This is a genomic window from Anabaena sp. EIM26 (assembly GCF_057568715.1).
This window is the reverse complement of sequence record NZ_CM172472.1, coordinates 4305533-4332028: the sequence shown is the minus strand read 5'-3', so window position 1 is coordinate 4332028 and position 26496 is coordinate 4305533. Positions and strand designations below refer to the sequence as shown.

Sequence of the window (26496 nt, the reverse complement as noted above, 5' to 3'; positions counted from 1 at the left end):
CGATACTAAATGAAGCAAAGAATATAGCACTATACCGAAGTTTAGAGCAGAACTCTATTTGTCTTCAAAACGTTTGACAATGCGAGAAAGTTCCGCCTTTTCGTCTATGCTAACGCGGGTAGGCGCTCCGCTGACAATTCGTTCATAATTACGGAAAGAATCTTTAATATTAGGCCCGTCAGCCGTAATATTGTACTCCCGAATCCCCTTGTCGTGCCACGAACCCCGCATTTTGAAAACGTTAATTGCCCGCGACATTTCTCCATGAATTTCTACGTACTGCAACATGATAATTGTATCAGTAATCGTGGAAATATGAGAATCAGTAATTGAATGTGACCCCATAAACTGGTCACTTGTATTGGTAAAGAAACCAGTAATTTCTTCTTGTTTGGCATACCCTGTCACCCCGATTACAAACTGCCGAAAAGCATTATTACTAACGCCTCTAGCCATTGCTGAAAGGGAATCAATGGCAATACGGGCTGGTTTAAAATCGGCAATCTCTGATTTAATAATTTGTAAGTGATCTTCTAATCCCGTTGATTCGGGATAGGTACAAATTATTTTTAGTAATCCTTGGTCTTCTAATTCTTCAAAGTCAATTCCCCAAGAATAAGCATTGCGAGACAGTTGAGCGCGGGATTCTTCGTAAGCAAATAATATTGCTCGCTCACCGCTAACACAACCATCTTGAATGAATTTGCTGACTAAGAGAGTTTTACCAGTACCAGTAGCCCCTGTGGCTAAAATAATTGAATCTTTAAAGAAACCACCACCACACATTTCATCCAGGGTTTTGACTCCTGAAGATACGCGGACATTTGAAGATCTTTGTGTTAAACGCATTGCGCCTAAAGGAAAAATGTTGACTCCTGCGTTAGTGATTGTAAATGGATATTCACCCTTCATGTGAGTCGTACCGCGCAATTTGAGAATTTCTAGTGTGCGTCGGCGACGTTCTCCTTCTAAGACGTTGCGAACAATTACTACATTGTCAGAAACAAATTCTTCTACACCAAAAGATGCTACTGGCCCATATTCTTCACCACGCTCAGTTGTAATTATAGTAGTGACACTAAGTTGCTTGAGACGTGCTACTAATCGAAATATTTCCCGCCGCACTACTCCCACAGCTTCATATTGCTGGAATACTGCTGTGATGGAGTCTATGGAAACACGGTTAGCTTTGTATTTGCGAATCGCATATTGTAAACGCTCAATTAAAGCCGAAAGGTCAAAATTCCCAACAATATCTTGACCTTCAGGATCAGGTGATGCGTCGAGAATAAATAGTTTTCCTTCTTCAATTAGTCGTGGCAAATTCCATCCAAAAATATGGGCGTTTTTTATGATATCGCTTGGTGATTCCTCAAAAGTTACAAATACTCCTGGTTCATCAAAGTAGGTGATACCATTATAGAGAAATTGGAGAGATAATAAAGTTTTCCCTGTACCAGAAGTGCCACTGACTAAGGTTGTTCTACCCACTGGTAAACCGCCGTGACTAATGTCGTCAAAGCCCTCGATCATTGTGCGAATTTTCTCTACACCCCCAATTGGTGGATTTAGTTTTTTTTGTTGCTCTTTGTCACTCATTGCTGATCACATCAGGGTATTTAAACTGTTTTTTAAACTTACTAAAGCTTTTATTATGTTCAGTAATATCTTACTCTTCCCAGTCTTCTTCACTTAATTCTTCATAGAGTAAGTCTAATCCTATCAATACTCTTTCTCTATCTGAAAGATCACCGATAATTTTACGGACGGGGGGTGGCAATATTTTAGATAATGTTGGTGTAGCGAGTATTTTGTCTTCTTCGGCTAGTTGGGGGTTTTTGAGGACATCTATGACTTTTAAAGCATAAACACCTTGAAACTCCTGTTCTAATATATTTTTAAGTGTGTTTAACGCCCGCACGGAGTTGGGTGTATTCCCAGCTACATACAGCTTGAGAACATAAGTTTTTCCGACTTTATTCATAAATTTATAGACTAGGTATGAGTATAGGAATACAAAATATGCTGATGCATTTGCCTGAATTGACCGCAAATGCCAGTTATAATTCGCTCCATTCAGTTCATTTTAGAAACCGAACATCTATATGCTTCACACAGATTTGCCAAAATATCTATCAAGGTGAGTCGGTAATCTAGTAATGTTTCATCACTTCTGCCTTCTAACCTTAGTTGCTTGGAAAATTCGTCAATTAGTTCCATGTGCATTTCTATAATTCGTGGCACAGGAATATTAGCATAAAATAAGGCGTTGATAAATTTATCAATTATTATCTTTAGATTTTTGTCTGTGGTAAAGTAATTTATCAAAATGAGGCGGTAATCTGATTTAAGTTTATCTAGTATTTCCTGCTTCTCGGCAGGACTCATTTCCTGAAACCATTGTTCATTACACGCTAAAACATAACTATATTTCTGGCTGTGAGTCAATTGTGCATTTATGTTTAACTGTCTTATTTTTTGTAAAGAGGGAATTTTTACAGGAGCAGTAACAGCCAGTGGTAATGCAAACAATTGAGTAATAATACTCTCTAGGAAATTCCATAACCGCTCAATTAAACTGTGATGAGTATACAGAACGGGATGATTATCTAAATATTTTTTAACATCAGATCGCCAAATCAATAATATAGGTAATATCATTTATTGTTTATATTTTATTTGAGATGATCGTTCAGACTATGGTGTCTGGGCTAATTTATTCGGGTAAAAGCTTTTGAGTAAAACCTGGTTAAAGAGCGCCTTATGTCAACAAATATTGAAGAATTGCTACTTTATAACCTATCTAAATCAGGTGAATGGTATAACTTAACTAAGTAGCTGATGAAGAATTGAGCAAAAAGGATAGAGTAGCTAATTTCCTAATCTGAGTTATGTATATCTATCTGAATGTAGATTTTTTCATTTCACTCCTTGATAAGATACATAAACGAACTTAAAGTATTGTCGCATTCTAAATCATTATAATTCCTCAAGGTTCTAAAGCGAATCTTTGGAGCGATAATTGTTTTAGCTGTAACTATAGATGAGGAGTTTAAATACCAGTATTCTGACTGGTGGAGATGGCCACTCTGGCAACAGGGTGAGCAGAGGGAAGTATGGAGGCTCTGGAAACTGTGGGAGGCAAGTGATTGTCTGTCAGAGCCAATTTAGTTGCTTCATTTAATTTTGAATTGTAACCAGAGACGCTTATATGAGTCTTCTTGAAGGATATTGCTTCAGGTATGGAAACCATCAGCACTTTGGCAGATGTTGAAGCCAGAGGCGACGACAGGAAGAATGACCCCCCTAAGCCTTATGTTAATGCTACATTACCCGCTTTATGACTTTCTAGCAACCGTACCCAGCTGCCCAGAAACGAGTACTCTGGCAGTGGTGCTGGAGATTTTGGAGAAGGAGCAGTGCGATCGCCTGGTAGTGGTGAATCAACAACAATGCCCAATCGGATTGTTGTACTCTGCCAGTTTAATCCCGAAATTATTGGCAGCAGCCAATGGTGAAACGTTTTTAAATCTACAACAGCCGATATCTAAGTTGAGTTCTAGTCTGATTTCGCCAATACAAACAATACCAGCCTCTGAGCGGCTAGAAAAATTTAGTTTGTTTTTGCCATGCCAACAAAGCCAAAAAAATAGAAATTTAGATTGGGTATTAATTGACTCAGACGGGAAGTTTCTGGGGCTGCTAGATAGCCCTAGACTACTACGTTTTTTAGCTAAAGAGAAAGCAGTAATTGTTGCGGGTATTCCTTCAACTCAGACAAAGAATTATGCTGGGTCTAAGACTCGTCGCTACAAGCAAAATCAACATCAGTTACGCAGACAAAATCCATTAGTGCAGTTGCTGGAAAGACTACCTTGGCCTTTGATGTTACAAACGAGTAATGGCGAAGTGGTAACACAAAATCCAGCTTGGTGGCAACAATTGGGAGTTTTCAAAGATCTCGAAGGAATCAGGCAAGAAGTAGAAACTATTCTTGCTCCTGTTCATGTTAAAAATCAAGAAAAAAATCAAGAATACGTCCACCAAAAAGCGGTGAAAGTTTACCCAAATGGGATAGGGGGTGAAAACGAAGATCCAAACACATTAATAAAACGGCATCTTAGAAGTGAAGGAATTAATTCAACAGATTCATCTTCAGTTTTACCTATCACGCAGGAGCCACAAATAACTGCAAACTCTACATCTAGTCGCTGCTTTTTGGATACTCAACTGGGTACTTGTACTTGTGTTGTCGAAGTGCAGAATGGTCAGGAGCGAATTTGGCAGTTTACGAAAATTCCCTTAGATAGTCCTGATTTGAAGGTTTTAAGTGCTGATTCGGAAGTGACGCTCAGAAGTGAATATTCAGAACTTGGTAATGATGATTTGTGGTTAGTTTTAGCAACTGATGTAACTGAACAACAACAACTTTTTAAAGAACTAGCAGCCAAAAATGCCGATTTGATTCAACTAAATCGGTTGAAGGATGAGTTTTTAGCCTGTATTAGTCATGAATTGAAAACACCACTAACAGCAGTTTTGGGTTTATCACGATTGCTGGTAGATCAACAATTAGGAGAATTGAACGAGCGACAAGCGCGTTATGCCAGCTTAATTCATCAAAGTGGACGACATTTGATGAGTGTAGTTAATGATATTTTAGATTTAACGCGGATGGAAACTGGACAGATGGAACTAAATCCGTCTCCAGTGCAAATTAGGGAAGTGTGCGATCGCGCTTTATCAGAAATAAAAACACTCCACAATCAACCAAGCAAAGTCATCCCATCCTCTGCATCAGAAAGTCAGCATTCACCAGATCACCGATTTAGCCTCACCATTGAACCAGGTTTAGAACAAATCGTCGCAGATGAATTACGATTGCGGCAAATGCTGGTACACTTACTTTCCAACGCCTTTAAATTCACCGAAACCTCTGGAGAAATAGGACTGCGGGTCAATCGTTGGGAAGGATGGATTGCCTTTACAGTCTGGGATACAGGCATTGGCATTCCCGAACACCAACAACATTTAATCTTCCAAAAATTCCAACAACTGGAAAATCCCCTCACGCGTCAGTTTGAAGGTACTGGTTTAGGACTAGTATTAACAAGGGCTTTAGCTCGTCTACATGGCGGAGATGTCAGCTTTTTATCTCGTGAAGGCAACGGTAGCCAGTTTACATTACTCTTACCACCTTGCCCTCCCAAAACCAGCTTTGCCGAATCAGATGGGGGAAACAGCGAATCACATCAACCAACTTCCTCCCAACGGTTAGTGTTAGTAGTAGAGGCAGTAGCTCGATATATTGAAGACCTCACCCAACATCTTAAAGGCTTAGGTTATCGGGTAGTAATTGCTCGGTCAGGGACAGAAGCACTAGAAAAAGCTCGTCGTTTACAACCAATAACTATATTTTTGAATCCGTTGTTACCCCTGTTATCAGGTTGGGATGTGCTGACTTTGCTAAAATCTGATACTGCAACTCGCCATATTCCAGTGATTGTCACCGCTACGGGAGCAGAAAAAGAACAGGCATTTGCTCACCGAGCCGATAATTTCTTGAGTTTACCAGTAGAGCATCAAGCTTTAGTACCTATTTTAGAAAAATTATGTGCAGCACCAGAAGTTGAGCAGATAGGTTTAGAAAATCCCGAAATCACAACTACAAAAACTCCGCTGCGGATTCTCAGGTTGGTAAATCCAGAATTAGAAGCGGTCAATCCCCAACCCTCCCTGCGAGAACATCGAGTTATTGAAGTAGATGACTTAGATCAGGCAGAACTTTTAGCACGGGTGTGGCAGTTTGATGTAATTTTACTAGATGTGGAAAGTTCCACAGCCCAAAATTATCTCCAACAGTTGACCAACCACCCCCGATTAGCAGCTATCCCCCTGGTAACTTGTGATGTTGCGACTACTTTGACAGCTTCCCAAATACCCGGATTATCTGTGTTCCCTTATTTAACTCCTTTAGGTAAGGAAAGTGCCAGTCCCAAAACCAAACCTGATGCTTTATTGTCAGTACTACAAATTGCTTCTGCTATTGGCTGTCCTCCCAATATCCTGGTAGTTGATGTAACGATGTTACGCGATTTGCCACAGGTCAGAGGCAAGCCGATTAAGGGTTATCGGGGAGAAAAAAATTCTGCAATGAGAGACAATAAGCGATCTGCTGAAAGCAGCAGCGCTTCGCTATCGCTCAAAAATGAGTATAGTCATAATGATTCCTCAATGAATACTGAACGAGGATCTGAATGGTTCCAAGCTTTAATTCAGTACTTACAAACCGCTGGCTTGAAAGCAGCTATGGGTAACTGCTGGGCAGAAGTGCTACAACAACTCCGTCATCAAAGTGTTGATTTACTACTAATTTGTTTAGGTGAGTCTGCTATTCACAAAGAAGTACAAAAAGCATTAACTACTTTGTCAGATTTACCGTTTAATTTGCCGCCAATTTTAGTACTGGACAAAACATTAAATCAAGTAACATATCCAGAAATAGCAACACAGAAAAACAATGGATATCAGTCCAGACAAAATAATGAAGTTAGTGAATTAGAACAGCTTCCCGGCAGTATTGCTACCCAGATTTTACCTCGTTCAATCTCAATGGAAGATTTATTAAGTCAAATTAATCAGGCTTTAGTTAAAGGTAATAGGTGATTGGTGATTGGTGATTGGTAATTAGGAAACTTTTCAATGTTAAATCCAAAATCCAAAATCCAAAATTCTTCTACCTCCTGACTCCTGACTCCTGACTCCTGACTCCTGACTCCGAACTCCGAACTCCGAACTCCTGACTCCTGACTCCTGACTCCTAATTATGAAATATTCAGGTTGTTTTGTTTAATTTTCTGCAAGGGAATACGAATGAGATTATAAGCACCTTTGGTGGCTATATTCTTGTAATCGTCTGGTTGAAAGTTCATTTCAATCAACTTTTTATGCTCAGTTAGGAGTAGTAGTGATGGTGGTTTGACTTTTGCGGAGGCTTGATTTTGAATATAGTCTAGAGCCTCTTTGGAAAACTTCAGGTAGTTGACGGTGGTTTGAGAGTAGAAAGTCACTGTAGGCTTTTTGAAACCAACCATAACTAATTCTTCATTGGGTTGTTTTTCTTGGACAGCGATCGCAGATAATTCTCTTAAAGGTAACTGACGCTGTTGATCCATGATCAACAAAGTAGGCATTAACACCACGGATAAAAATGCCACGAAGCCTATTAAATTAATTGCAATGATGGGACGTGGCTGATAACTCAATATGAAAGCAGCAATAATAATCGCAGCAATAAGCCAAATTATCCCTCCCAAATTTGTTAACCCCAAATTTTCGATTTTTTGGTATAAATATGGTGCGGCAGGATCAGTACCTACTATCTTGGATAGGTTAAATAGTCCTATTGATAACGTTGATAAAAAGGCCACATTTACCCAGCTACTAATATTGAAAGATTTCAGAGGTTTGGGAATTTGGGGATTTGGAAAAAGGTCACTCCAAAACAATGCTACCAGGATAGCTGCTGCTGGCATTAGAGGTAATAGATAGCTGGGGAGTTTAGTGACAGCAATACTGAAAAAGCCGAAGATACCCAGAAACCAGAAACCAGCAAATAAACCCAATTGTTGAGAACGTTCTTGATCTAGCCAGTGCCTTCTCTGCAAAAATTCTAACCTAGCTAGGGATGCAGGTATAAAAACTGAGTATGGTGCAAAGCCCAACAACACCACTAAAAAGTAAAAATACCAAGGGGCTGAGTGACCGTTAACAACTTCTGTAAAGCGTTCTATATTGTGATACCCAAAAAAGGCATTAATAAAATTCCAGCCATTGCGCCAAGTCACCAAGACATACCAGGGCGCAGATATAGCGAAGACTATGCCCATGCCCAAAATCGGCCGCATTTCTCGCCACAGATCCCAGAATTTACCCAAATATAGGGCAAAGGCAATCATGATTAGTCCTGGTAACACAATTCCCACTGGCCCCTTAGTCAAAATTGCTCCAGCAATCAGCACATAACAAGCTAGATACCATTTATTAGGGAAGGGGGAAGGGGAAGAATTTTGAGCGTATCCTAGAAAGAAGCATAACAAAGCTGAGGCCATACAACCGGTGAGCAACATATCAGAAACACCGACTCTAGCCCAAACAATCATTTCGGGATTAAATGCCATTAAAGCCGATGCAACAGCGGCTGTTAAGTAACGACGAGTAGGATTGGCTACTTGCTCTAATTGATCTTTTTTAGCAAAATGCCACTGGACAACGTAAAATGCCAAAGCAGTTACAGCCGTTGCTGCTAGTGCAGAAGGGATACGGGCTGCCCATTCATTCACCCCCATCATAGAATATGCGATCGCTTGACACCAATAAATTAACGCCGGTTTGTCAAAACGAGTTTCACCATTGAAAAATGGGGTAATCCAATCACCTGTAACTAGCATTTGTCGGGAAGCTTCCGCAAAAAGTGGCTCAGTCTCATCAATCAAGCCAATATTGCCCAAATTCCAACCAAAAGCTATCCAGTTAATCAACAGCAACCATACAATCGAAATAGTCACAGCAAGGGCTGGACGCTGTTCTATCTTATTAAACCATTGGTCAACAGGGCTGGTAATGCTCAATTTTAGCTTCATAAATCCATACTTATAGACACGGTGAGTCGCATCTTTCTCATCCACAATAATTCAAAAGTCGTTCTTAAGTTCAATTTTGTTCTCTGAAGTGGCACTTTATTTTAGAAATTGATTCTTTTCAAGGCTAATGGAGAAGGATATCTTTTTTTGGAAATTAAGATTTGGCGTTCTAATAAACGGGGCTGATCATTAAAACCTAATATTCTTGCTGTTACTTCTCCTATATTTGTTATGGATTCAATCTGAAAACCATTGATTTTGAAATGTTGACCCCAATTATCCCAACGAGGATGGTAAAACCTGATAAATTCCTTAGTTTCCCAAAGAATTGAACCGATATCGCTTCCTTTAAAACGATTACAAAATACACAACAATAAGCTAAATTATCTTCATTGGAAGAACCCCCATGTTTAATACTGACAATATGATCTAAGGTACAACCTAAAACAGTATCTTTTTCTTGAATCAGACAATATTCACACAAAAAATCAGCCCGACTTGCTACTAAGCGACGTAGTTCTTTATTCAAATAAGGACGATCCATATTCAGGTTTAATTACTCCTCTGTAACGAATTCATAAGCATGAGCTTTTGCTAGTCTAATTAAATGTTCAAGTACCATATAATGATCAAGTTCTGATTTATCTTCAGCAGAAAAATTTTCGTTTTTTTCACGAAATATTAAATCAGCGACTCGTTCTTTTACTGACTCTGATGCTTGAAATGCAATTAGAGATTGAGGTGTAACTCCACCTGCTATAAACTTAATAATTTCGTCATAAGCTGGATTCAGAGGTATAGATGTATTCATAGTTCAATTATTTACTCCTTAATCTATTATTAAGCTATTTTTGCAACTTGTACATTTTTGTCTCTCATTAATTCCCCATTATGGAGGGAGCATCCCAAATGTGTAAGTTTACTGTCATGCTGAATGAAGCGAAGCGCAATGAAGCATCTCGCGAGATTCTTTCCTTCAGAACGCTACGCGAACGCTTCACTCCGTTCCGCTCAGAATGACAATTTGCAATGTTTTTGCAAAATTGGGATGCTCCCATTATGGAGTTAGTTCCAATTGCCATTCTTTAGTTTGGGAATTCCATTGTGGTGAGGGAGTTTCGCCAACAACATAGGGTCCCCAATAGCTGCGGGAACCATCTTGGGCAAAAGCTACTAAAATATCTCCTGTCTCTAGTTTTAAATTACCCTCTGGGAGAGATAAAACTAAACCCTTTTGACTACCTTCGTGGGGAGCAAAATCCCAATGAGCCGGAATATTATATTTAGTTTTGTTAGTCGAGGATTTTTTGTCTGTTGACTTTCGTGCTAATAGGGCTAGACGTACAGGTTGATTTGTTTGATTGCTCATTCGCAAACTGCCTAAGACTTTGCTTTTATTAGCGGAGCTTATTTGATAGGCCGATACATCAGGTGAATTTTCTGCACTGGGTTTTTCTGATTGCTGGCTGGGAGTAGTGGTAATATTGTCTGCACCGGCAGATATAACTTTTTCGGAACCTAGAGGTGCGGGTATTGTTTGCTCTAATGTAGATGTTTGTTCTGGGGCTAGATTTGGGTTGGCAGGTTCAAAGGATACACTCATTCCCAAGCATCCAGCTAGAATTCCTAGTAGCCCAAATGCACAAGATATAACAGCAAAGTTACGATACATGGAAGTTTTCATAATGATACTTTTTAGAGATAATATTTTTTAGGCTTGATCCTTCTCAGTTTTCAGTTGAGAGTTTTATCATTTGGGTTTAAGTTAATGTTGCTTGAATAGATAAATTTTCTGAATGTAACTGTATTGATTTATAATGCTATAAAATTCAATTTAAATAAACCTAATCTGAAATTTATACCTTCAGTATGGCAATATTTAAACATTTTTTGATTTTTCCCAGTCTCATCAATGCAAAATACTCGTCTTAACAACCTGTTAGATACTATTGCTAGGCTCGTGGGGCAATGGTTTGTAAATCCTTGGCGGCGACTATCGCTTCTGCTAATTAATTTTTTATTTGGTTTCTTTCTGGGATCAGCAATATCTACTACCACTGGACAAAGAGGGGTATTAGATATGGTGATAGCGGCTATTTTAGTCCTATTAACTGAGGTTACTAGTAGAATATTTTACAGCCGGGGCTTTTTGGCTAAAAAGGCACTTTGGGTAGAAGCACTGAATTTTTTAAAGGTAGGTTTCATCTATAGTCTATTTGTGGAAGCCTTTAAGCTAGGGTCTTGATTTTTTTAGAGGAGGTGCTAGTTATGGTCAGTGAGTGGCTGAATGAAATTTTGATCACAGGTGCTACAAATGCATCTTGGCAACTTTTAGCACAAAGGGCTGCACTAGAAAATACTGAAACAGCAAAGGTTTTTGATATCACTCCGGTAAATGTATCTCAAGTCCTTCAAGAGCGATCGCATCTACTATCCCTAGTGTTACCTTCTTTTAGGCAATTCTGCCAAAATACCTTGCAAATTCCGCCGCAGAGAATGTTACAAGTGTTGTGGGATTTGTGGCTACCTTTGGGGATCAAAATAGCATCAAGTCGTCAAGAGTTGGGTAGACCCTTCGTTCAGGGGATTTTAGGTGGACAAGGGACTGGGAAAACCACAATGTCCCAGATTCTCAGCTTGATTCTCCAGCAGTTGGGATATCGTACTTTGAGCTTATCTTTGGATGACTTGTACAAAACTTATAGCGATCGCCTGGCTTTAATGCAGCATTACCCCCGTCTGATTTGGCGTGGTCCACCAGGAACCCACGATATCGACTTAGGTTTAATTTTACTCGATCAGATTCGTCAAGGCAAGAATCCTGTCAGTGTTCCCCGTTTTGATAAATCAGCTTACTCTGGTGCAGGCGATCGCACAACCCCAGAAATTGTCTCCACAGTAGATATTGTCTTATTTGAAGGTTGGTTTGTCGGTGTACCACCAATTGATCCAGCAGCTTTTACCAATGCACCACCACCCATCATTACAGATGATGACCGGGCTTTTGCTGCTGATATGAACCATCAACTCAGCAATTATCTCCCTCTTTGGCAGCATTTAGATAGTTTAATACTTCTATATCCCACCGATTATCGCTATTCTTTAAAGTGGCGTAAACAAGCAGAAAAACAAATGATTGCTGCTGGTAAATCTGGTATGACCAATGCACAAATAGAAGAATTTGTGCATTATTTTTGGCTCTCATTGCACCCAGAATTATTCATCAAACCATTGCTGCAATCTCATCTTGTTGATTTAGTTATCGAACTACTTTCTGATCATTCTTTTGGAAATATATATACTTTTAAAGTAAAAATATAGGAATCTGAATGCTTATGAAATTAAGAATAGATAAAAGTAATATTTTTTCAAAATCATAAAATTTCATTCAGAAAGCCTTTACCATCGTAATTTATGTATTCTCCATTGAATACTTACATTGTAAATTAATTGAAGCAAATAATAATTCAATTCACAGACTGAAAAAATAAATATGAATCACACCTATTTTCAAATCCCGAAAACACTCGACTTGAGTAATTATGAAAAAGAGCCAATTCATAATTCTGTATACATTCAGCCTCATGGTGTAATTTTTGCTTTACAAGAACCAAATTTTAAAATCGTACAAGTTAGTGAAAACACCATTGATTTTTTTGGTATTCCCGCAGCATCTTTACTTAATCAATATTTAAACAGTCTATTATCTCCAGAACAAATACAATTAATTACTAATATTTTACAAAAAGATCAACTACCCTGTATACAATTATTAGAAATAACAACTCAAACCCAAGCAAGTTCCACAGTCTATTTAGGTATACTTCATCGCTATACTGATGGTTTAATTCTGGAAATAGAACCTCATTCATTTCCTCAACTTCATCCCTTATTAAAATATACCCACGGTTTAGAAAAAGCCATATTTAACATTGCTCAAGCACCTCATTTATCTGCTCTATCTCAAATTGTTGCTCAAGAAGTTAAGAAGATAACTCAGTTTGACCGAGTAATGATATACAGATTTGAAGCAGACTATAGTGGAGTCGTTATTGCCGAAGACAAGCAAAGTCATTTAGAAAGTTATTTAGGATTACATTATCCAGCTTTTGATATCCCTCTATCAGCTAGAACACTTTATTATAAAAATTGGCTGCGATTAATACCAGATGTCAATTATCAACCAGTAAAAATTATTTCCAGCACTCATGAATCTCTTGATTTAAGTAACTCAATTTTACGAAGTATGTCATCATGTCATATAGAGTACTTGCAAAACATGGGCATTACTGCTTCCATGTCAATTTCAATAATTAACGAAAATAGGCTTTGGGGTTTAATTTCTTGCCATCATTATTCACCCAAATATATTGATTACGAAATCCGCAAAAATTGTGAAATCATTGGTCAATTTGCCTCTATTGAATTAATTAATCAACGGGAACAAGCATTAAATTTCTACCGTCAACAAATCAAATTAATTCAAGAACAGCTAAATCATAATTTAACCAATGAATTAGATTACATTGGCAATATTTTTAAGCGTAATGAATCAAGTTTATTAAATTTATTTAGAGCTACTGGTGCTGCTGTTTTATTACAACGACAATTAATATTCATCGGTAATACTCCCTCCACACAAGATACTCAAAAGCTAGTAGACTGGATACTAACTCAAAACAATCAACAAGAAATTTTTTACACAGATTCTCTCTCACAACTATATCCAAATGCTACTAATTTTAAAGATATAGCCAGTGGTATTTTATCAGTTTCAATAGTTCTCCATCACAAGTCTTATCACATCATTTGGTTCAGACCAGAACAAGTCCAAACTGTGAATTGGGCAGGTAATCCTAACCAAGCAATATCTGTTGATTCAGATAATAAAAAGTACCTCACACCACGCAAATCCTTTGAACTATGGAAACAAACAGTTAAAGACAAATCCCTTCCTTGGGAAGCATTTGAAATTGAAGTAGCACAAGAAATGAGAAATAGTCTCATGCTTGCCGCACTAGAGTTTTCCCAACTAGCATTGCAACAAGCCGCTGAACAGGCAGAAATTGCTAACCGCGCTAAAAGTCAATTCCTGGCCAAGATGAGTCATGAATTACGAACTCCTCTCAATGCTATCTTGGGTTTTACTCAAATATTAACCCGCAATAGCTCATTATCTGAAGAAGACAGAGAAAATTTAGAAATTATTAGTCGGAGTGGAGAACATTTACTAGCTTTAATTAATGATGTTTTGGAAATGTCTAAAATTGAAGCTGGTCAACTTACCCTCAACGAAAGTTATTTTGACTTACATCGTCTAATTTACTCCATTCAAGAAATGTTTGCCCTCAAAGCTGCGGATAAAGGATTGAATTTAATTACTGAATTTAGTACAGAGGTCAGCCAATATGTTTTTGGTGATGAGGGTAAGCTTAGACAAATACTTATTAATCTCATAGGTAATGCTATCAAATTTACCATTTCTGGCCATATTGCCATCAGAGTATCCTATCCTCAAGACTCTGTATCTTTAGCTGTAGAGATAGGGAAAGTAACTGTTGAATTTAAAGTTGAAGATACAGGAGGAGGTATTGCTGTTGAAGACCAGGAATTAATTTTTGAAGCTTTCTTACAGGCTAAAGATGGAAGACAGTTTATGCAGGGTACTGGACTGGGACTAGCAATTAGCCGTCAATTTGCCAGACATATGAAAGGTGATGTGAGAGTTGATAGTATTTTAGGACAAGGTACAACTTTTACTTGTCACGTTCAACTTAGTCTAACTGATAACATTGATGTTGTTCCTCCTATCCAAAATATCAAGCGAGTAATTGGTCTAGAACCAGGACAACCTCAATATAAAATCTTAATTGTTGAGGATATTTTAGAAAATCGACAGCTAATTGTCAAACTACTCAAATATGTTGGTTTTGATGTCTGTGCAGTAGAAAATGGCTTAGAAGCAATTGAAATTTATCAAGAATGGGAACCCGATCTGATTTGGATGGATATTCAAATGCCTGTGATGAATGGATATGAAGCAACTAAGAAAATTCGAGCCATGACTCAGGGCAAAAAATTGATGATTATTGCTCTGACTGCTAGCGCATTTGAAGAAGACAAACAAGCTATTTTACAAGTAGGTTGTGATGATATTGTTGCCAAACCTTTTGAAGAAAATATTCTTTTTGAAAAAATGGCACAATATTTAAATTTACGCTACATCTATGCGGATAGTAATCACTCAACACAATCGCATATAGATAATCACAAATTTAAACAATTAAACGCATCAGATTTAAAATTTATGGCTCATGATTGGATTACACAAGTTCATGAAGCAGCCTTGATAATTGACGATGCTCAACTCCATGAATTGTTTAAACAAATTCCTGCTCAATATCAATCAATAGCTGACACATTAAAAAATTTAGTTGATAATTTCCACATAGAAACAATTATTAATATCACTTCTCCTGAGTAAAATCTAATCATGTATTTAAATAGATGCTATAACGATTGTAGTCTAATTCTGATTGTTGATGATAACCCAGATAATCTCCGCTTGCTATCTAAGATGTTAGAGTCTAAAGGATTTAAAGTAAAAAAAACAGTTAGTGGTCAAGTTGCAATTCAAGCAGCGAAAATAGAACCTCCAGATTTAATTTTACTAGATATTAATATGCCTGACATCAATGGGTATGAAGTTTGTCGGCAATTAAAATCTCACCCAGAGACAGCAAATATTCCTATAATTTTCATTAGTGCTTTAGATCAAACTACAGATAAAATTATGGCTTTTGAAATTGGTGGAGTAGACTACATTACAAAACCTTTTCAAGAATTAGAAGTTTTAGCAAGGGTTAAAAATCAATTAATTATTTACCAACAACATCAACAACTTATTGACCAAAATAAACAATTACAGGCAGAAATTAAGGAACGTCAACGAATTGAAGAAGCTTTAATAGCAGTCAATCACCAGTTACAACTTTTCGCTATTTTAGATGGATTAACAGGAGTTGCCAATCGGAGAAAATTTGATGAGTATTTAAATTTAGAATGGCAACGACTAGCTCGTGAAAATTTGCCTCTATCTCTATTATTATGTGATGTAGATTTTTTTAAAAATTATAACGATACTTATGGACATTTAAGCGGCGATTATTGTTTACAGCAAATAGCTAAAACATTAAAATCATCGGTTAAATATCCAACTGATTTACTAGCTCGTTATGGGGGAGAAGAATTTGCAGTAATTCTCTCAAATACAAATTTTCAAGAGGCTATAGGTGTAGCCGAAGAAATCCGAAAAGAAGTATATAATCTCAAGATTCCCCACTCTCAATCTAGAGTTGATAGGTTTGTAACTGTCAGTATTGGAGTCACCACTATTTTTCCTAATATAGAAACTATACCCAATACTTTAATAGAGATTGTTGATCAAGCACTCTACACTGCTAAAGCACAGGGAAGAAACAGAATTATAGCTAAAAGTATCAGGTGAGATTCTGTTTAATCTTATTAAATAAAACATATATGAATCCAGTTTGATTATTGTAGCTCGAAAAATAATATGATGGAGACAGAAATAATCTCTATCTCTAGTCTCCAGACAATTTTAAATATGGACTAATGGCTATTTTAGACTTGGAATTGCTCAACTAAATTATAAAAAGGTTGCCAATTATCGTCTTGAACAATTGGTTCCCAAATTGATTCAATTACAGGTCTTAGCAAGGTGGATGGCGGATTATATTTAGCTAGAGTTTTGGCAGTATTTTCCATTTGATTGGGATCAAACTGATTGAGAATTTGATGATAAAGTACGCACCAATTATCAAAAATTGGGGATGCTCCCAAGGCAGGGACAATTTCTGATGTGTTCATCACAAATGCAGGTTCGTCTCGCCATTTGCTCGAAAAAGTAAAAGCCATATCTGAGAAAAACTGATGATAACTAATTTGACTTTCTTGTAAAAAAGTAATTGTTAATGCTAAGAGTTCATCAGCTTGAGCAAATTTACAATTTTCAAAACCCAACTTTTTCAACATTAAAGTCCGATATTCTGCCTGATAATATTCGGCAAATCTAGCTAAACTAGTTTGCAAGTCACTGATATCAATTACTGCTTTTAAAGGTTCTTGCAGCATTTCTAAATTCAAGTGACAAATACTAGGTTGTTGTCCGTAGCAATAGCGTCTATAATAATCGAAATATGCAGCGGTAAAGTGGAGATCATAAGTAGGAATAAAGGCATAAGGCCCATAGTCAAAGCTCTCTCCCGTAATCGACATATTGTCAGTGTTCAAAACTCCATGACAAAAGCCAGCAGCCATCCACTGTGCTACCAGTTCTGCTACCCGCTGCACTAGTTCAGCATAAAATAGGGCATATTTATCATTTTCAGCATTTAGATGTTGGTAATAAGTTTCTATTACATGATCTAGTAGTTTTTTAGTTAAGTCAGGACGCTTTAAATAGTGAAGTCGTTCAAAAGTTCCAAACCGGATATGAGATTTACTCATCCGTATCATTACAGATGAGCGAGTAGGGGAAGGTTCATCTCCACGCCAAAGACCTAAACCTGTTTCAATCATACTCAGACAGCGGGAGGTTCTCACACCCAAGCGTTGTAGTAGTTCTGCCGCTAGAACTTCTCTGACTCCACCTTTGAGGGTGAGCATTCCGTCACCACCACGAGAGTAGGGTGTTGTCCCAGAGCCTTTTGTGCCAAGGTCGTATAATTCGCCATCAGTGCCGCGTACTTGTCCATAAAGAAAGCCTCTACCGTCACCCAAGCGCGAGTTATATTCACCAAATTGATAACCGTGATAACGCAGTGCTAATAAAGGTTTACGCCCTTCAAATTTGCCAAAAGCGCTAATAAAATCTTCCTCTGTGACTGCTTGGGGATCAATTCCTAACCGGGGTAGTAGTGCATTATTGCGCCAACGCAGAATATGTTGGGGAAATTCTGCTGCTGCAACTTCGTCATAATAGTCATCACCTAGAGATTCTAAGGCGCTTTCGTAGTTAAGGGTGAGAAAGGGATTACTAGAATTTGTGTGATTTGCAGTTTTAGGCGGTGTCATTATGAGCAAATTTAAACTGATCTTATCTTAATTTTACAAAAAAGTGAACAGATAAGAAACTTTAGTTCTGAGTTTAAAGCTTAGTAAAAAAGATGTTTTTACAAGATGCGTAGCACGAAAAAACAGTGTCATTATTTCAATCTCATGTTTTTATGAGTTTTTTCTGTTAAGAGTTGCCCGGTTCCTGTTCCCTCTGAATTCTGCCTTCTTACTCCTAACTCTGACCTATGGTTTCCAGTTAGGATTAGTCAAGCTGGTGAGAATATGATCTTCCCATTGACCGTTAATCAATAAATAGTCTCTAGCATATCCTTCTATGACAAAACTAAGTCTTTTTAGCACGTTACCGCTACGGCGATTGTGTGGCATATAATTGGCCATGATGCGGTGAAAGTTTAACTCTTGAAATACATATTCAGTTGCGGCTTTTAAGGCTTCTGTCATGTAGCCATGACCTTGGGCATTTTCCGCTAGATTATATCCAACATTACAAAAACTAGCGGCTCCGCGCACAAAACTGGTAAAGTTGACAAGACCAATAATTTCTGTGGGTTTTATTTGGGGATAAATAAATAGTTTTAATGAGTAATCATTAATAAATTCTAAATGATCTTTGTCGATCTGATCTTGCCAATATTCTGCTGTAAAAAAACCATCAATCCAAACTGGGGAGAATGGGGTAAGATAGACTTTGTTAATGGTGAAATATTTAAGAATTTGGGGAATATCTTCTGGTATCGCTACTTGTAATAATAGGCGATCGCTTGTAATTAATGGCAGTTCTAAATTCATATACTATAAATTAGTAAATCTGTATATTTAAAAATATGCTGAAGAAGTTGTAAATTTATTTTGTGCTGGCTGTACTTGACTGTAATGTTATGTTAATAATCACAAATACAGTTGTTGATAAATCCAATCTATAAAAGGATAGTGAAGGTGGGAATACGCTACGATTGGCAGCAAGCGGAGATTTTGGCAATATATAATACACCATTTCTAGAGCTTATTTATCAAGCTGCTAGTGTACATCGCCAATTTCATGACCCAAAACAAATACAAGTTTGTAAGCTTATCTCTATTAAAACAGGTGGTTGTCCAGAAGATTGTAGTTACTGCGCCCAATCTTCTCGCTATAAAACAGAGGTAAAGCCAGAAGCATTGTTAGAAAAAGAAACGGTGATTAACATTGCTAAAAAGGCTAAAGAAACAGGTGTGAGTCGTGTCTGTATGGGTGCTGCTTGGCGGGAAGTGCGGGATAATTCCCAATTTGATGAAGTTCTGGAGATGGTGCAGGATGTCACGGCTATGGGTTTAGAGGTATGTTGCACTTTGGGAATGTTGACAGAAAATCAGGCCAAGCGGTTAGAAGATGCGGGATTGTATGCTTATAACCATAATTTGGATACTTCTGAAGAGTATTATAGTACGGTGATTACTAGTCGGACTTATGGCGATCGCTTGCATACTATTGAAAATGTCCGCCAAACTAATGTGACTGTCTGCTCTGGTGGCATTCTTGGCTTGGGTGAAAGCGTAGAAGATCGGGTAGGAATGTTGTATACACTATCCAATTTGCAACCACATCCAGAATCTGTACCCATTAATATTCTCTCACAGGTTCCCGGTACACCTTTGGCAAATCAGCCAGAAGTTCCGATTTGGGAAGTGGTACGGATGATTGCTACCGCTAGAATTGTTATGCCTACTTCCGATGTGCGTTTAAGTGCAGGTAGGGCGAAACTCTCCCAAATTGAACAAGCTTTATGCTTTATGGCTGGGGCTAATTCCATCTTTTCCAGCGATGATAATAAGATGTTAACGGTGACAACTCCCTGTCCTGATTATGATGCAGACCGGGAAATGCTAAATTTGCTGGGTTTAGAGATGCGTCCACCATTCCAAAAGCAGGAAAAAACACCTGTTGCTGCGGTTAGACAATAGACATCTGGTGAAAATTAAATATGCTTGATCTGTAACCTCTGTAGAGAAGTGCCATGAAACTTCTCTACAATTTTTTCTGGAGATGTCTAATAAAATAAGGAGCGAAAGGGCGGGGTTTCCCCACCCCTACAGGTATTTTCGGCTTAAATGATCTTGGCAGAACGCAGACCAAACAGTAAACCGACAGCTATACCCATGAACGCGCCTAAAAATACAATATATTCAACTACAGCCATTTGAGTTTCTCCAAATTAGTTACTTACTTTCTATTGAATCATGGGAACAGGGAACAGGGAACAGGGAACAGGGAACAGGTATTATGAGGTGATTGGGAAGAGGAGGGTATAGGGTTTAGATTTTAGAGAATAGAAAATACTTCTTCATTCTCCTGACTCCTGACTCCTGACTCCTGACTCCTGATTCTTGACTCCTTCTTCTAAATAGGTTTAGAAAATGACTTCTGTAATTAAAGTAGATATACCAGAAAAATCTTATGACATAGCTGTTGCACCTGGGAGTTTAGATCAACTGGGTGAACAAATGGCGAGTTTGCAGCTAGGCAAGAAAGTTTTGCTAGTTTCTAACCCGATGATATTTAAACATTATGGCGAAAGAGCGATCGCATCCTTACAAAATGCCGGCTTTGAAGTCGTCAGCTACAACCTCCCACCAGGTGAACGCTACAAAACCCTCAACTCCATCCAAAAAATCTATGATATAGCCCTCGACAACCGCCTAGAACGTTCCTCTACAATGGTCGCTTTAGGGGGAGGTGTAGTGGGTGATATGACCGGATTTGCAGCCGCTACATGGTTAAGAGGAATTAACGTCGTCCAAGTACCTACCAGTCTCTTAGCAATGGTAGATTCGGCAATTGGTGGTAAAACCGGGGTAAATCATCCCCACGGCAAAAACTTAATTGGCGCATTCCATCAACCGCGCCTAGTCTTAATTGATCCAGAAGTCTTAAAAACCCTGCCAGCGAGGGAATTTCGAGCGGGAATGGCGGAAGTGATCAAGTATGGCGTAATTTGGGACGCTGAACTGTTTACCCAATTGGAAGCGAGTAAACACCTTGACCAACTCCGCTATGTAAAATCCGACCTGATAAATTACATATTAACCCATTCTTGTCAAGCGAAAGCAGATGTTGTCAGCAAAGATGAAAAAGAATCTGGACTCCGCGCCATTCTTAACTATGGTCACACTATCGGTCATGCGGTAGAAAGCTTGACTGAGTATCGTTTACTTAAACATGGGGAAGCTGTAGGCATTGGTATGGTATCCGCAGGAGAAATTGCCGAAAAATTGGGACTTTGGCAAAAAGCAGACACAGAACGTCAAAACGCTTTAATTAAAAAAGCTGGTTTACCGACACAATTACCAGCAGGTTTGGATATTGAAGCTATTATTGATGCTTTGCAATTAGATAAAAAAGTCAAATCCGGTAAAGTGCGGTTTGTGTTACCAACCCAAATTGGTGCAGTGAAAGTTACTGACGAAGTACCAGCAGATACTATTCGGCAAGTATTAAAAGAAATGGCAGGTTAGAAGACGGAGTTCGGAGTTCGGAGTTCAGGAGTCAGGAGTCAGGAGTCAGGAGTCAGGAGTTCAGGAGTTCAGGAGTTCGGGAGTTCAGGAGTCAGAAGTTTGATCTCGTTCCCAGTCTCTGACTGGGAATGCTATAAAGAGGCTCTGCCTCTACTATCACAACCAAGCAGAGCCTTTGACCGAAAATTTAGGTTTAAAGCCCCGTCATTATTGACGTGAAAACACAATAGGTAATTCTTCCAAACCCCGCATTGCCAAATTTGGTATCCAAGTCAACTGTTCAGTATCCAGGCGGATATTTTGCAAGCGTTGGAGAATAGTGTTGATTGCAATTTTTGTTTCCAGACGTGTCAAAGCTGCACCTAGACAAACATGAATACCTTGTCCTAAGCCAAGATGACGATTTTCCTTGCGAGTTATTTCAAATTTATCTGGGTTAGAGAACTTAGCGGGATCATGATTAGCAGCGTGTAAAACGCAATATATTTTCTGCCCACTAGTAATTAAATGACCATCTATTTCAATATCTGCGATACCTTCGGTCAGCGGAGCGATCGCTCTACGAACTACACTAAAAGCAGGCCCGCAATATCGCAAAATTTCTTCTACTGTCGAATCAATCAACAGAGGATTCTCTTGTAACATCTGTAGCTGTTCAGGATTTTGTAACAAAGCCAACAATCCATTGCTAATCAAATAAGTTGTAGTTTCATATGCACCTGCCATAAAAGTAATACAGGTTGCTGTCAGTTCTTCAGCACTTAGCACACTACCATGATCTTCAGCAGCTATTAACTGATTAATTAAATTATTGCTAGGAGATTGACGGTACTCTGCAATCAGAGCATCAAAGTATTGAATACTATCTACTAAGCTTTGGTAAGTAGTTTCTACAACTTCCTCACTAGCCCAACCAGCCCCAAAGAGCATAAACATATTGCTACTCCAGCGTTTAAGTAGTGGAATATCCTCTTGTGGTACACCCAACAACTTCGCCGTGACCAGGGCTGGTAAAGGAACAGCAAAATCATCAATCACTTCCATTTTGCCACTGCATTGAATCGCATTGATTAATTCATCAGCAAAGTTTTGAATCAAAGGATGCAAGCTTTCTATAAGCTGTGGAGTGAATGCCTTACCCACTAAATTACGGAGTCGCGTATGTCTAGGAGGATCAGAAAATACCATCCACTGGGTAAAGTATTGATTGCAAAAATCTAGCTTATTTTTTATTACTAAAGATTTGCTTTTGCCAATCTTGCCACCTCTGTCTACAGAAAATCTTTGATCACGGATGACATTGTAAATATCAACGTAACGAGTGAGAATCCATGACTCCAATTGAGAATGCCAATAAATCGGATTTTCAGTCCGCATTTGATGCAAAGTTGCATCAGGGTTGGCAAAAAATAAGGGGTTAAGTAAGTCATACTTTTCCCCTTGTTGCAAAATTTCAGTTAGCATTGATTACAAACTACTCCTACAGTGAATCGACTCTATTCCATATCTGCTTCTTTACCCGCAGTACCTCTTTTTTCTCGATAAGCTCTTGTTAGGTCTACCGTTTCAGGAACAATCTCTACTCTCGGAGCAATGACTATATATCTTGAACCTAAAAACTTGGCTTTGAAATTCTTCATCCAACCGTGATGATTTAAAACATTTCGGGAATCGAATCCTACAATGGATATTCCACTGCGGTCATAACTTCCCGACAAGAGAAATGTCCAGTATGTTTGGTCTGGTAATACGCCAAACTTATATTTAAAAGTAGCAGCAAAGGCTAGATAACGCCTAAAATCCATTCCGTGTAAACCTTCGTCTTCATACATCCGTTTTGCAGCTACTCCAGTTTTGTACATAAGTTCTGGAGTTTTTGATGCAGATGTAACAAACCACTGATCTTCAGAAACCATTGTATTTTTGATCATGGTTTCATGCTCGAAATCTACATTTGCCTTGATCCCAAATTGTTGGCAAAGTTGCTTCATTGACATCTTGGCAGGCAAGTAGACAAGCAGTTCATTGTGACTATCTAATTCTTCTATTTCTTTCTTTGTAAACGGGCAAGGAGAAATGGGAATTTCACCGTATAAATGTTCCACATAATCATTGATTTCTTGCACATAATCACGATTATGAACTTGATTCGGTTGGATTCTAATATCTTGCAGTAGCATCTTTGAGCTCGTTATTACAAAAGAACATTTTTCTAACACAGCCTACGTTTAATAGAACTTTATTTATATTGAATAGAAAAGCGTAAAAATACTTATAAATTCTAAATATCAAGTTAGTGACCCTCATCGCAGTGAGCCATTAAAAATTAAGTTTTAGTGGTAAATTGATTAACAATTAAGAAAGATTATCAGTAAAACCCCTTGATTCTCCAAATCAATTAAGTATTTTTACATAAATGATATTCATTTTACGGAAAAATTACCAACATAATTACTTAAATATTAGTATGTAATTATCAGTAGATAAACCAAAACATAATTCATCTTTAATTTATGTATAATTTATGTAAAATTGACCGAAGAGACGAGAGAGCAGCTTACAGGGGTAAGTCCCTCCTTCGTCAATATCAGCACCCAGTACACCTGAGTTCGACATAAGATAATTTGTGGAAAACTCCCCCCAGTAAGAGTCTCAAACCCTTATTATCTCGCCCTTAAAAATCATAACTCCGTTCGCGTAGCGTCTCCGTTCGGCGAAGCCGTGCCGTAGGCATAGGAGAAACTCCGAACTCAGGTAGTACGCATGGGTAACTGGATGATAAACTCCGTTCCTTCTCCAGGGGTTGAGTGAAAATAAAACTTGCCGCCGTGTTTTTGGGTAATAATTTGATAGCTAATGGATAAACCTAAACCAGTTCCCTTGCCTACAGGTTTGGTAGTGAAAAATGGATTAAAGACATTGGAATTGTCTTCTTCTCTGATGCCCAGCCCATTATCTGTGATGTGAATACTAATCCAGCCATCTTGATATACTGTAGAAATCTTGATTTTGCTAGGCTGAGTGTTAATTTCATCTAGCGATCGCACTTTATCCCTTTCCTCTAGAGCATCAATGGCATTATTCAGTATATTCATAAACACTTGATTGAGTTGACCTGCGTAGCAATCAATCAAAGGCAACTTTCCGTACTCCTTGATCACCTCAATACCCATACGATCAGACTTAGCTTTGAGGCGGTTATTTAAAATCACCAGGGTACTATCAATACCTTCATGAATATCAACCTCTTTCACTTCTGCCTCATCTAAACGCGAAAAATTTCGTAATGACAACACAATTTCCTGAATCCGCGTCGTTCCCATTGCCATTGACTTGAGTATTTTGCCTAAGTCCTCTTCCAAAAATTCAAAATCAATCTCATCTAGTTTCTCTATAATTTCTACAGATGGTGCGGGTAAATAATCTTGATACAGTTGTGCTAAAGACAACAAATCTTCAGTGTACTGTTCAATATGGGTGAGATTGCCATGAATGAAATTGACAGGATTGTTGATTTCATGAGCTATACCCGCCACCATTTGACCGAGAGCAGACATTTTTTCACTCTGCACCATCTGAGTTTGAGTGTGGTGTAATTCTTGAATTGTTGCTTGCAGTTCAAGGGTTCGCGCCTCTACCCGTTGTTCTAATTCAGTATTAGACTGTTCTAAGTTTTGGTTAGCAGTTTCTAAAGCTGTAAAAGATTCTTGTAGTTGTCTGGCCATATGGTTAAAAGACTGACCAAGTATCTCTAATTCATTAATACCTTTTAGCTCTACCGATTTGTTGAAATCGCCATCAGCAATTACCCGACTTGCTTGACTCAAATCTAAAATGGGTTTAGTAATCCAACGAGATGTATAAATACCCATAAGAGATGCCACTACCAAAGTCGCCAGACACAAAAAGATGGTGTTACGTGTGTTCTCCTGAATTTGCCCCATAAAATCCGATTCGGGAACAGCCAAGACAACCAACCAGTCCAAACCCAACTGGTCGCGCCAAGGAGTGACTTTGACAAATTGGTTATTACCCTGAAAATTAAATTTCAACTGTTGTGGATCTTGAATCAGCTGCAAATTACTGGGTTTTTGCTGTAAATACTGTGCAGTTGCTCGAATTAGGGGGCTAGAACTGTCAGTTGCAGTGATCCTCTCAGTTTGAGTATTGACGATTTTGTAAGGCTTTGTAGAACTAGAATCGGCAATTAATAGACCATTACGCTCAATGATAAAAACAACGCCATTGTTGCTAACGTGAATCTTTTCTAGAAAATTACTGATATTAGAAAGCAGTAAATCAACCCCAAAGACAGCAAATAATTTACCGCTTTGATCATAAATAGGATAATTTGCGGATGCGGCAATAGAACCAGAGTTAAAAGCACCAATCCAAGGATGGACACCGCTCCAAATCGGTTTACCAGCTTTTACAGTCTCTGTATACCAAGGTTGTTCTAAGCCGTTGTAGTTATAAGTATTGAGTAGCGTCGTTTTATTACCTTGATTGTCCGTAGCATAGGAATAAATTGTCGATACTCCCTTAACTACCTTCGGAAATATTTCTAATGTCTTCAGTTTCTTATCGGCATAGTTACCAGCGCCAGCCCCTTTACCAGTAGCTAAAATGTAGCCGTTATAGCCTAAATTTTGATGAAGCTGCATCTGTTTCCAGAAATATCGTCCTCCAACTTCCAGGTTTTGTAAATTCAACATTCCTGTTTCAACAGCATCAGCATTCATCTGATTTAGTTGATTTGGAACTGCCAAGTAGTTATTCAAATGTTGATTGACTACGTTACTGGTTTTGTCCATAATTTGAGCTACTAACTCATTAACTGTTTTCTGCCCATTTTGGTAGGAGAGATACCCAACCAAACCCACAGTCACCGAAATTTGAATGAGAAAGGGAACAATTAACAGGAAACGTAATGAAATATTGACATGACTTGTAATTTTTAAAAAATTTCTCATACTACAAAAATATTTTATACGGAGTAAAGCAGCCAGCAAGCTTAGTTTTCCCATATTTCTCAACCAGTTTACTAAATATAAAGAAAAATAAGCATTTTTACTTATTTAAAGTAACTTGTGTTTTTGGCAGCACTGCCTATGTTAGGGCTTGCTTAATAAAGCTAAAACTTAGATATATCAAGAGTTGGAAGGTTAAAAAGGTGAATCAGGTGCAAGGAATAAGCGTTGAAACTGTTCATTTACCTATAACTTGACCAGATTCAAGACGATTCTTCTCTTCTTCTAATTC

General features: G+C 38.2%; 20 protein-coding genes. 7 read left to right on the top strand and 13 right to left on the bottom strand.

The annotated features are described in order from the left end of the window. Positions 1–54 precede the first annotated feature (54 nt). The 3 genes from kaiC to AC012T_RS18690 all read right to left on the bottom strand — a co-directional run bounded on the left by kaiC (position 55) and on the right by AC012T_RS18690 (position 2661). Positions 55–1599: a circadian clock protein KaiC gene (gene kaiC, locus AC012T_RS18700; protein WP_487060238.1), complete on the bottom strand. Its 1545-nt coding sequence runs from the start codon at positions 1597–1599 to the stop codon at positions 55–57. A gap of 70 nt (positions 1600–1669) precedes the next feature. Beyond that, positions 1670–1984 (bottom strand): circadian clock protein KaiB, encoded by a 315-nt coding sequence (gene kaiB / locus AC012T_RS18695; RefSeq protein WP_323313817.1) that lies wholly within the window; start codon positions 1982–1984, stop codon positions 1670–1672. A 92-nt stretch (positions 1985–2076) separates the two neighbouring features. After that, positions 2077–2661 carry a KaiA family protein gene (locus AC012T_RS18690; RefSeq protein WP_487060237.1) on the bottom strand — a complete coding sequence of 195 codons (585 nt, stop codon included), beginning with the start codon at positions 2659–2661 and terminating at the stop codon, positions 2077–2079. A 654-nt stretch (positions 2662–3315) separates the two neighbouring features. On the opposite strand from AC012T_RS18690, the gene AC012T_RS18685 reads away from it, so the two are divergent. Next, the gene (locus AC012T_RS18685; RefSeq protein ID WP_487060236.1) at positions 3316–6666 is read left to right on the top strand and encodes an ATP-binding protein; all 3351 of its coding nucleotides are present in this window, start codon (positions 3316–3318) and stop codon (positions 6664–6666) included. A 158-nt stretch (positions 6667–6824) separates the two neighbouring features. Here AC012T_RS18685 and AC012T_RS18680 read toward each other — a convergent pair whose 3' ends face one another. From AC012T_RS18680 to AC012T_RS18665, 4 genes are all read right to left on the bottom strand, one after another. Then, positions 6825–8642, bottom strand: coding sequence for an ArnT family glycosyltransferase (locus tag AC012T_RS18680; protein WP_487060235.1), 1818 nt, complete (start codon positions 8640–8642; stop codon positions 6825–6827). A 101-nt stretch (positions 8643–8743) separates the two neighbouring features. Beyond that, positions 8744–9187, bottom strand: coding sequence for an HNH endonuclease (locus AC012T_RS18675; RefSeq protein WP_487060234.1), 444 nt, complete (start codon positions 9185–9187; stop codon positions 8744–8746). A gap of 12 nt (positions 9188–9199) precedes the next feature. Continuing rightward, entirely contained in the window at positions 9200–9454 is a 255-nt protein-coding gene (locus tag AC012T_RS18670) for a hypothetical protein (protein ID WP_487060233.1), read from the bottom strand. A 246-nt stretch (positions 9455–9700) separates the two neighbouring features. Continuing rightward, the gene (locus AC012T_RS18665) at positions 9701–10327 is read right to left on the bottom strand and encodes a hypothetical protein (protein ID WP_487060232.1); all 627 of its coding nucleotides are present in this window, start codon (positions 10325–10327) and stop codon (positions 9701–9703) included. A gap of 228 nt (positions 10328–10555) precedes the next feature. Between AC012T_RS18665 and AC012T_RS18660 the strand changes: the two genes are divergently transcribed. The 4 genes from AC012T_RS18660 (at position 10556) to AC012T_RS18645 (ending at position 16150) form a co-directional block, all read left to right on the top strand. Beyond that, entirely contained in the window at positions 10556–10888 is a 333-nt protein-coding gene (locus tag AC012T_RS18660) for a DUF565 domain-containing protein (protein ID WP_487060231.1), read from the top strand. Positions 10889–10911: 23 nt separating this feature from the next. Next, entirely contained in the window at positions 10912–11964 is a 1053-nt protein-coding gene (locus tag AC012T_RS18655) for a glycerate kinase (protein WP_487060229.1), read from the top strand. Between the two features lie 172 nt (positions 11965–12136). Then, positions 12137–15127 carry an ATP-binding protein gene (locus AC012T_RS18650; RefSeq protein WP_487060228.1) on the top strand — a complete coding sequence of 997 codons (2991 nt, stop codon included), beginning with the start codon at positions 12137–12139 and terminating at the stop codon, positions 15125–15127. A gap of 9 nt (positions 15128–15136) precedes the next feature. Continuing rightward, positions 15137–16150, top strand: a complete 1014-nt coding sequence (locus AC012T_RS18645; protein WP_487060227.1) for a diguanylate cyclase domain-containing protein — start codon at positions 15137–15139, stop codon at positions 16148–16150. A gap of 137 nt (positions 16151–16287) precedes the next feature. Here AC012T_RS18645 and AC012T_RS18640 read toward each other — a convergent pair whose 3' ends face one another. Beyond that, positions 16288–17739, bottom strand: a complete 1452-nt coding sequence (locus AC012T_RS18640) for a protein adenylyltransferase SelO (protein WP_487060226.1) — start codon at positions 17737–17739, stop codon at positions 16288–16290. 225 nt (positions 17740–17964) lie between these two features. Continuing rightward, a complete protein-coding gene (locus tag AC012T_RS18635) occupies positions 17965–18531 on the bottom strand; it encodes a GNAT family N-acetyltransferase (RefSeq protein ID WP_487060225.1) in 567 nt (188 codons plus the stop codon). A 147-nt stretch (positions 18532–18678) separates the two neighbouring features. On the opposite strand from AC012T_RS18635, the gene bioB reads away from it, so the two are divergent. Then, positions 18679–19683, top strand: a complete 1005-nt coding sequence (gene bioB, locus AC012T_RS18630; RefSeq protein ID WP_487060224.1) for a biotin synthase BioB — start codon at positions 18679–18681, stop codon at positions 19681–19683. Positions 19684–19826: 143 nt separating this feature from the next. Here bioB and petL read toward each other — a convergent pair whose 3' ends face one another. Then, positions 19827–19919 (bottom strand): cytochrome b6-f complex subunit PetL, encoded by a 93-nt coding sequence (gene petL / locus AC012T_RS18625; protein WP_487060223.1) that lies wholly within the window; start codon positions 19917–19919, stop codon positions 19827–19829. A 217-nt stretch (positions 19920–20136) separates the two neighbouring features. On the opposite strand from petL, the gene aroB reads away from it, so the two are divergent. Continuing rightward, a complete protein-coding gene (gene aroB / locus AC012T_RS18620) occupies positions 20137–21234 on the top strand; it encodes a 3-dehydroquinate synthase (RefSeq protein WP_487060222.1) in 1098 nt (365 codons plus the stop codon). Between the two features lie 207 nt (positions 21235–21441). Here aroB and AC012T_RS18615 read toward each other — a convergent pair whose 3' ends face one another. From AC012T_RS18615 to AC012T_RS18605, 3 genes are all read right to left on the bottom strand, one after another. Continuing rightward, positions 21442–22698, bottom strand: a complete 1257-nt coding sequence (locus AC012T_RS18615; RefSeq protein ID WP_487060221.1) for a cytochrome P450 — start codon at positions 22696–22698, stop codon at positions 21442–21444. Positions 22699–22730: 32 nt separating this feature from the next. After that, positions 22731–23414 carry a hypothetical protein gene (locus AC012T_RS18610; RefSeq protein WP_487060220.1) on the bottom strand — a complete coding sequence of 228 codons (684 nt, stop codon included), beginning with the start codon at positions 23412–23414 and terminating at the stop codon, positions 22731–22733. A gap of 570 nt (positions 23415–23984) precedes the next feature. Then, positions 23985–26207 (bottom strand): ATP-binding protein, encoded by a 2223-nt coding sequence (locus AC012T_RS18605; RefSeq protein WP_487060219.1) that lies wholly within the window; start codon positions 26205–26207, stop codon positions 23985–23987. Positions 26208–26496: the final 289 nt, after the last annotated feature.

What these genes read in the sequence shown, in the direction of transcription:
- kaiC (WP_487060238.1), bottom strand. Translation starts at nt 1,599, where the DNA reads ATGAGTGACAAAGAGCAACAAAAAAAACTAAATCCACCAATTGGGGGT.
- kaiB (WP_323313817.1), bottom strand. Translation starts at nt 1,984, where the DNA reads ATGAATAAAGTCGGAAAAACTTATGTTCTCAAGCTGTATGTAGCTGGG.
- AC012T_RS18690 (WP_487060237.1), bottom strand. Translation starts at nt 2,661, where the DNA reads ATGATATTACCTATATTATTGATTTGGCGATCTGATGTTAAAAAATAT.
- AC012T_RS18685 (WP_487060236.1), top strand. Translation starts at nt 3,316, where the DNA reads ATGTTAATGCTACATTACCCGCTTTATGACTTTCTAGCAACCGTACCC.
- AC012T_RS18680 (WP_487060235.1), bottom strand. Translation starts at nt 8,642, where the DNA reads ATGAAGCTAAAATTGAGCATTACCAGCCCTGTTGACCAATGGTTTAAT.
- AC012T_RS18675 (WP_487060234.1), bottom strand. Translation starts at nt 9,187, where the DNA reads ATGGATCGTCCTTATTTGAATAAAGAACTACGTCGCTTAGTAGCAAGT.
- AC012T_RS18670 (WP_487060233.1), bottom strand. Translation starts at nt 9,454, where the DNA reads ATGAATACATCTATACCTCTGAATCCAGCTTATGACGAAATTATTAAG.
- AC012T_RS18665 (WP_487060232.1), bottom strand. Translation starts at nt 10,327, where the DNA reads ATGAAAACTTCCATGTATCGTAACTTTGCTGTTATATCTTGTGCATTT.
- AC012T_RS18660 (WP_487060231.1), top strand. Translation starts at nt 10,556, where the DNA reads ATGCAAAATACTCGTCTTAACAACCTGTTAGATACTATTGCTAGGCTC.
- AC012T_RS18655 (WP_487060229.1), top strand. Translation starts at nt 10,912, where the DNA reads ATGGTCAGTGAGTGGCTGAATGAAATTTTGATCACAGGTGCTACAAAT.
- AC012T_RS18650 (WP_487060228.1), top strand. Translation starts at nt 12,137, where the DNA reads ATGAATCACACCTATTTTCAAATCCCGAAAACACTCGACTTGAGTAAT.
- AC012T_RS18645 (WP_487060227.1), top strand. Translation starts at nt 15,137, where the DNA reads ATGTATTTAAATAGATGCTATAACGATTGTAGTCTAATTCTGATTGTT.
- AC012T_RS18640 (WP_487060226.1), bottom strand. Translation starts at nt 17,739, where the DNA reads ATGACACCGCCTAAAACTGCAAATCACACAAATTCTAGTAATCCCTTT.
- AC012T_RS18635 (WP_487060225.1), bottom strand. Translation starts at nt 18,531, where the DNA reads ATGAATTTAGAACTGCCATTAATTACAAGCGATCGCCTATTATTACAA.
- petL (WP_487060223.1), bottom strand. Translation starts at nt 19,919, where the DNA reads ATGGCTGTAGTTGAATATATTGTATTTTTAGGCGCGTTCATGGGTATA.
- aroB (WP_487060222.1), top strand. Translation starts at nt 20,137, where the DNA reads ATGACTTCTGTAATTAAAGTAGATATACCAGAAAAATCTTATGACATA.
- AC012T_RS18615 (WP_487060221.1), bottom strand. Translation starts at nt 22,698, where the DNA reads ATGCTAACTGAAATTTTGCAACAAGGGGAAAAGTATGACTTACTTAAC.
- AC012T_RS18610 (WP_487060220.1), bottom strand. Translation starts at nt 23,414, where the DNA reads ATGCTACTGCAAGATATTAGAATCCAACCGAATCAAGTTCATAATCGT.
- AC012T_RS18605 (WP_487060219.1), bottom strand. Translation starts at nt 26,207, where the DNA reads ATGAGAAATTTTTTAAAAATTACAAGTCATGTCAATATTTCATTACGT.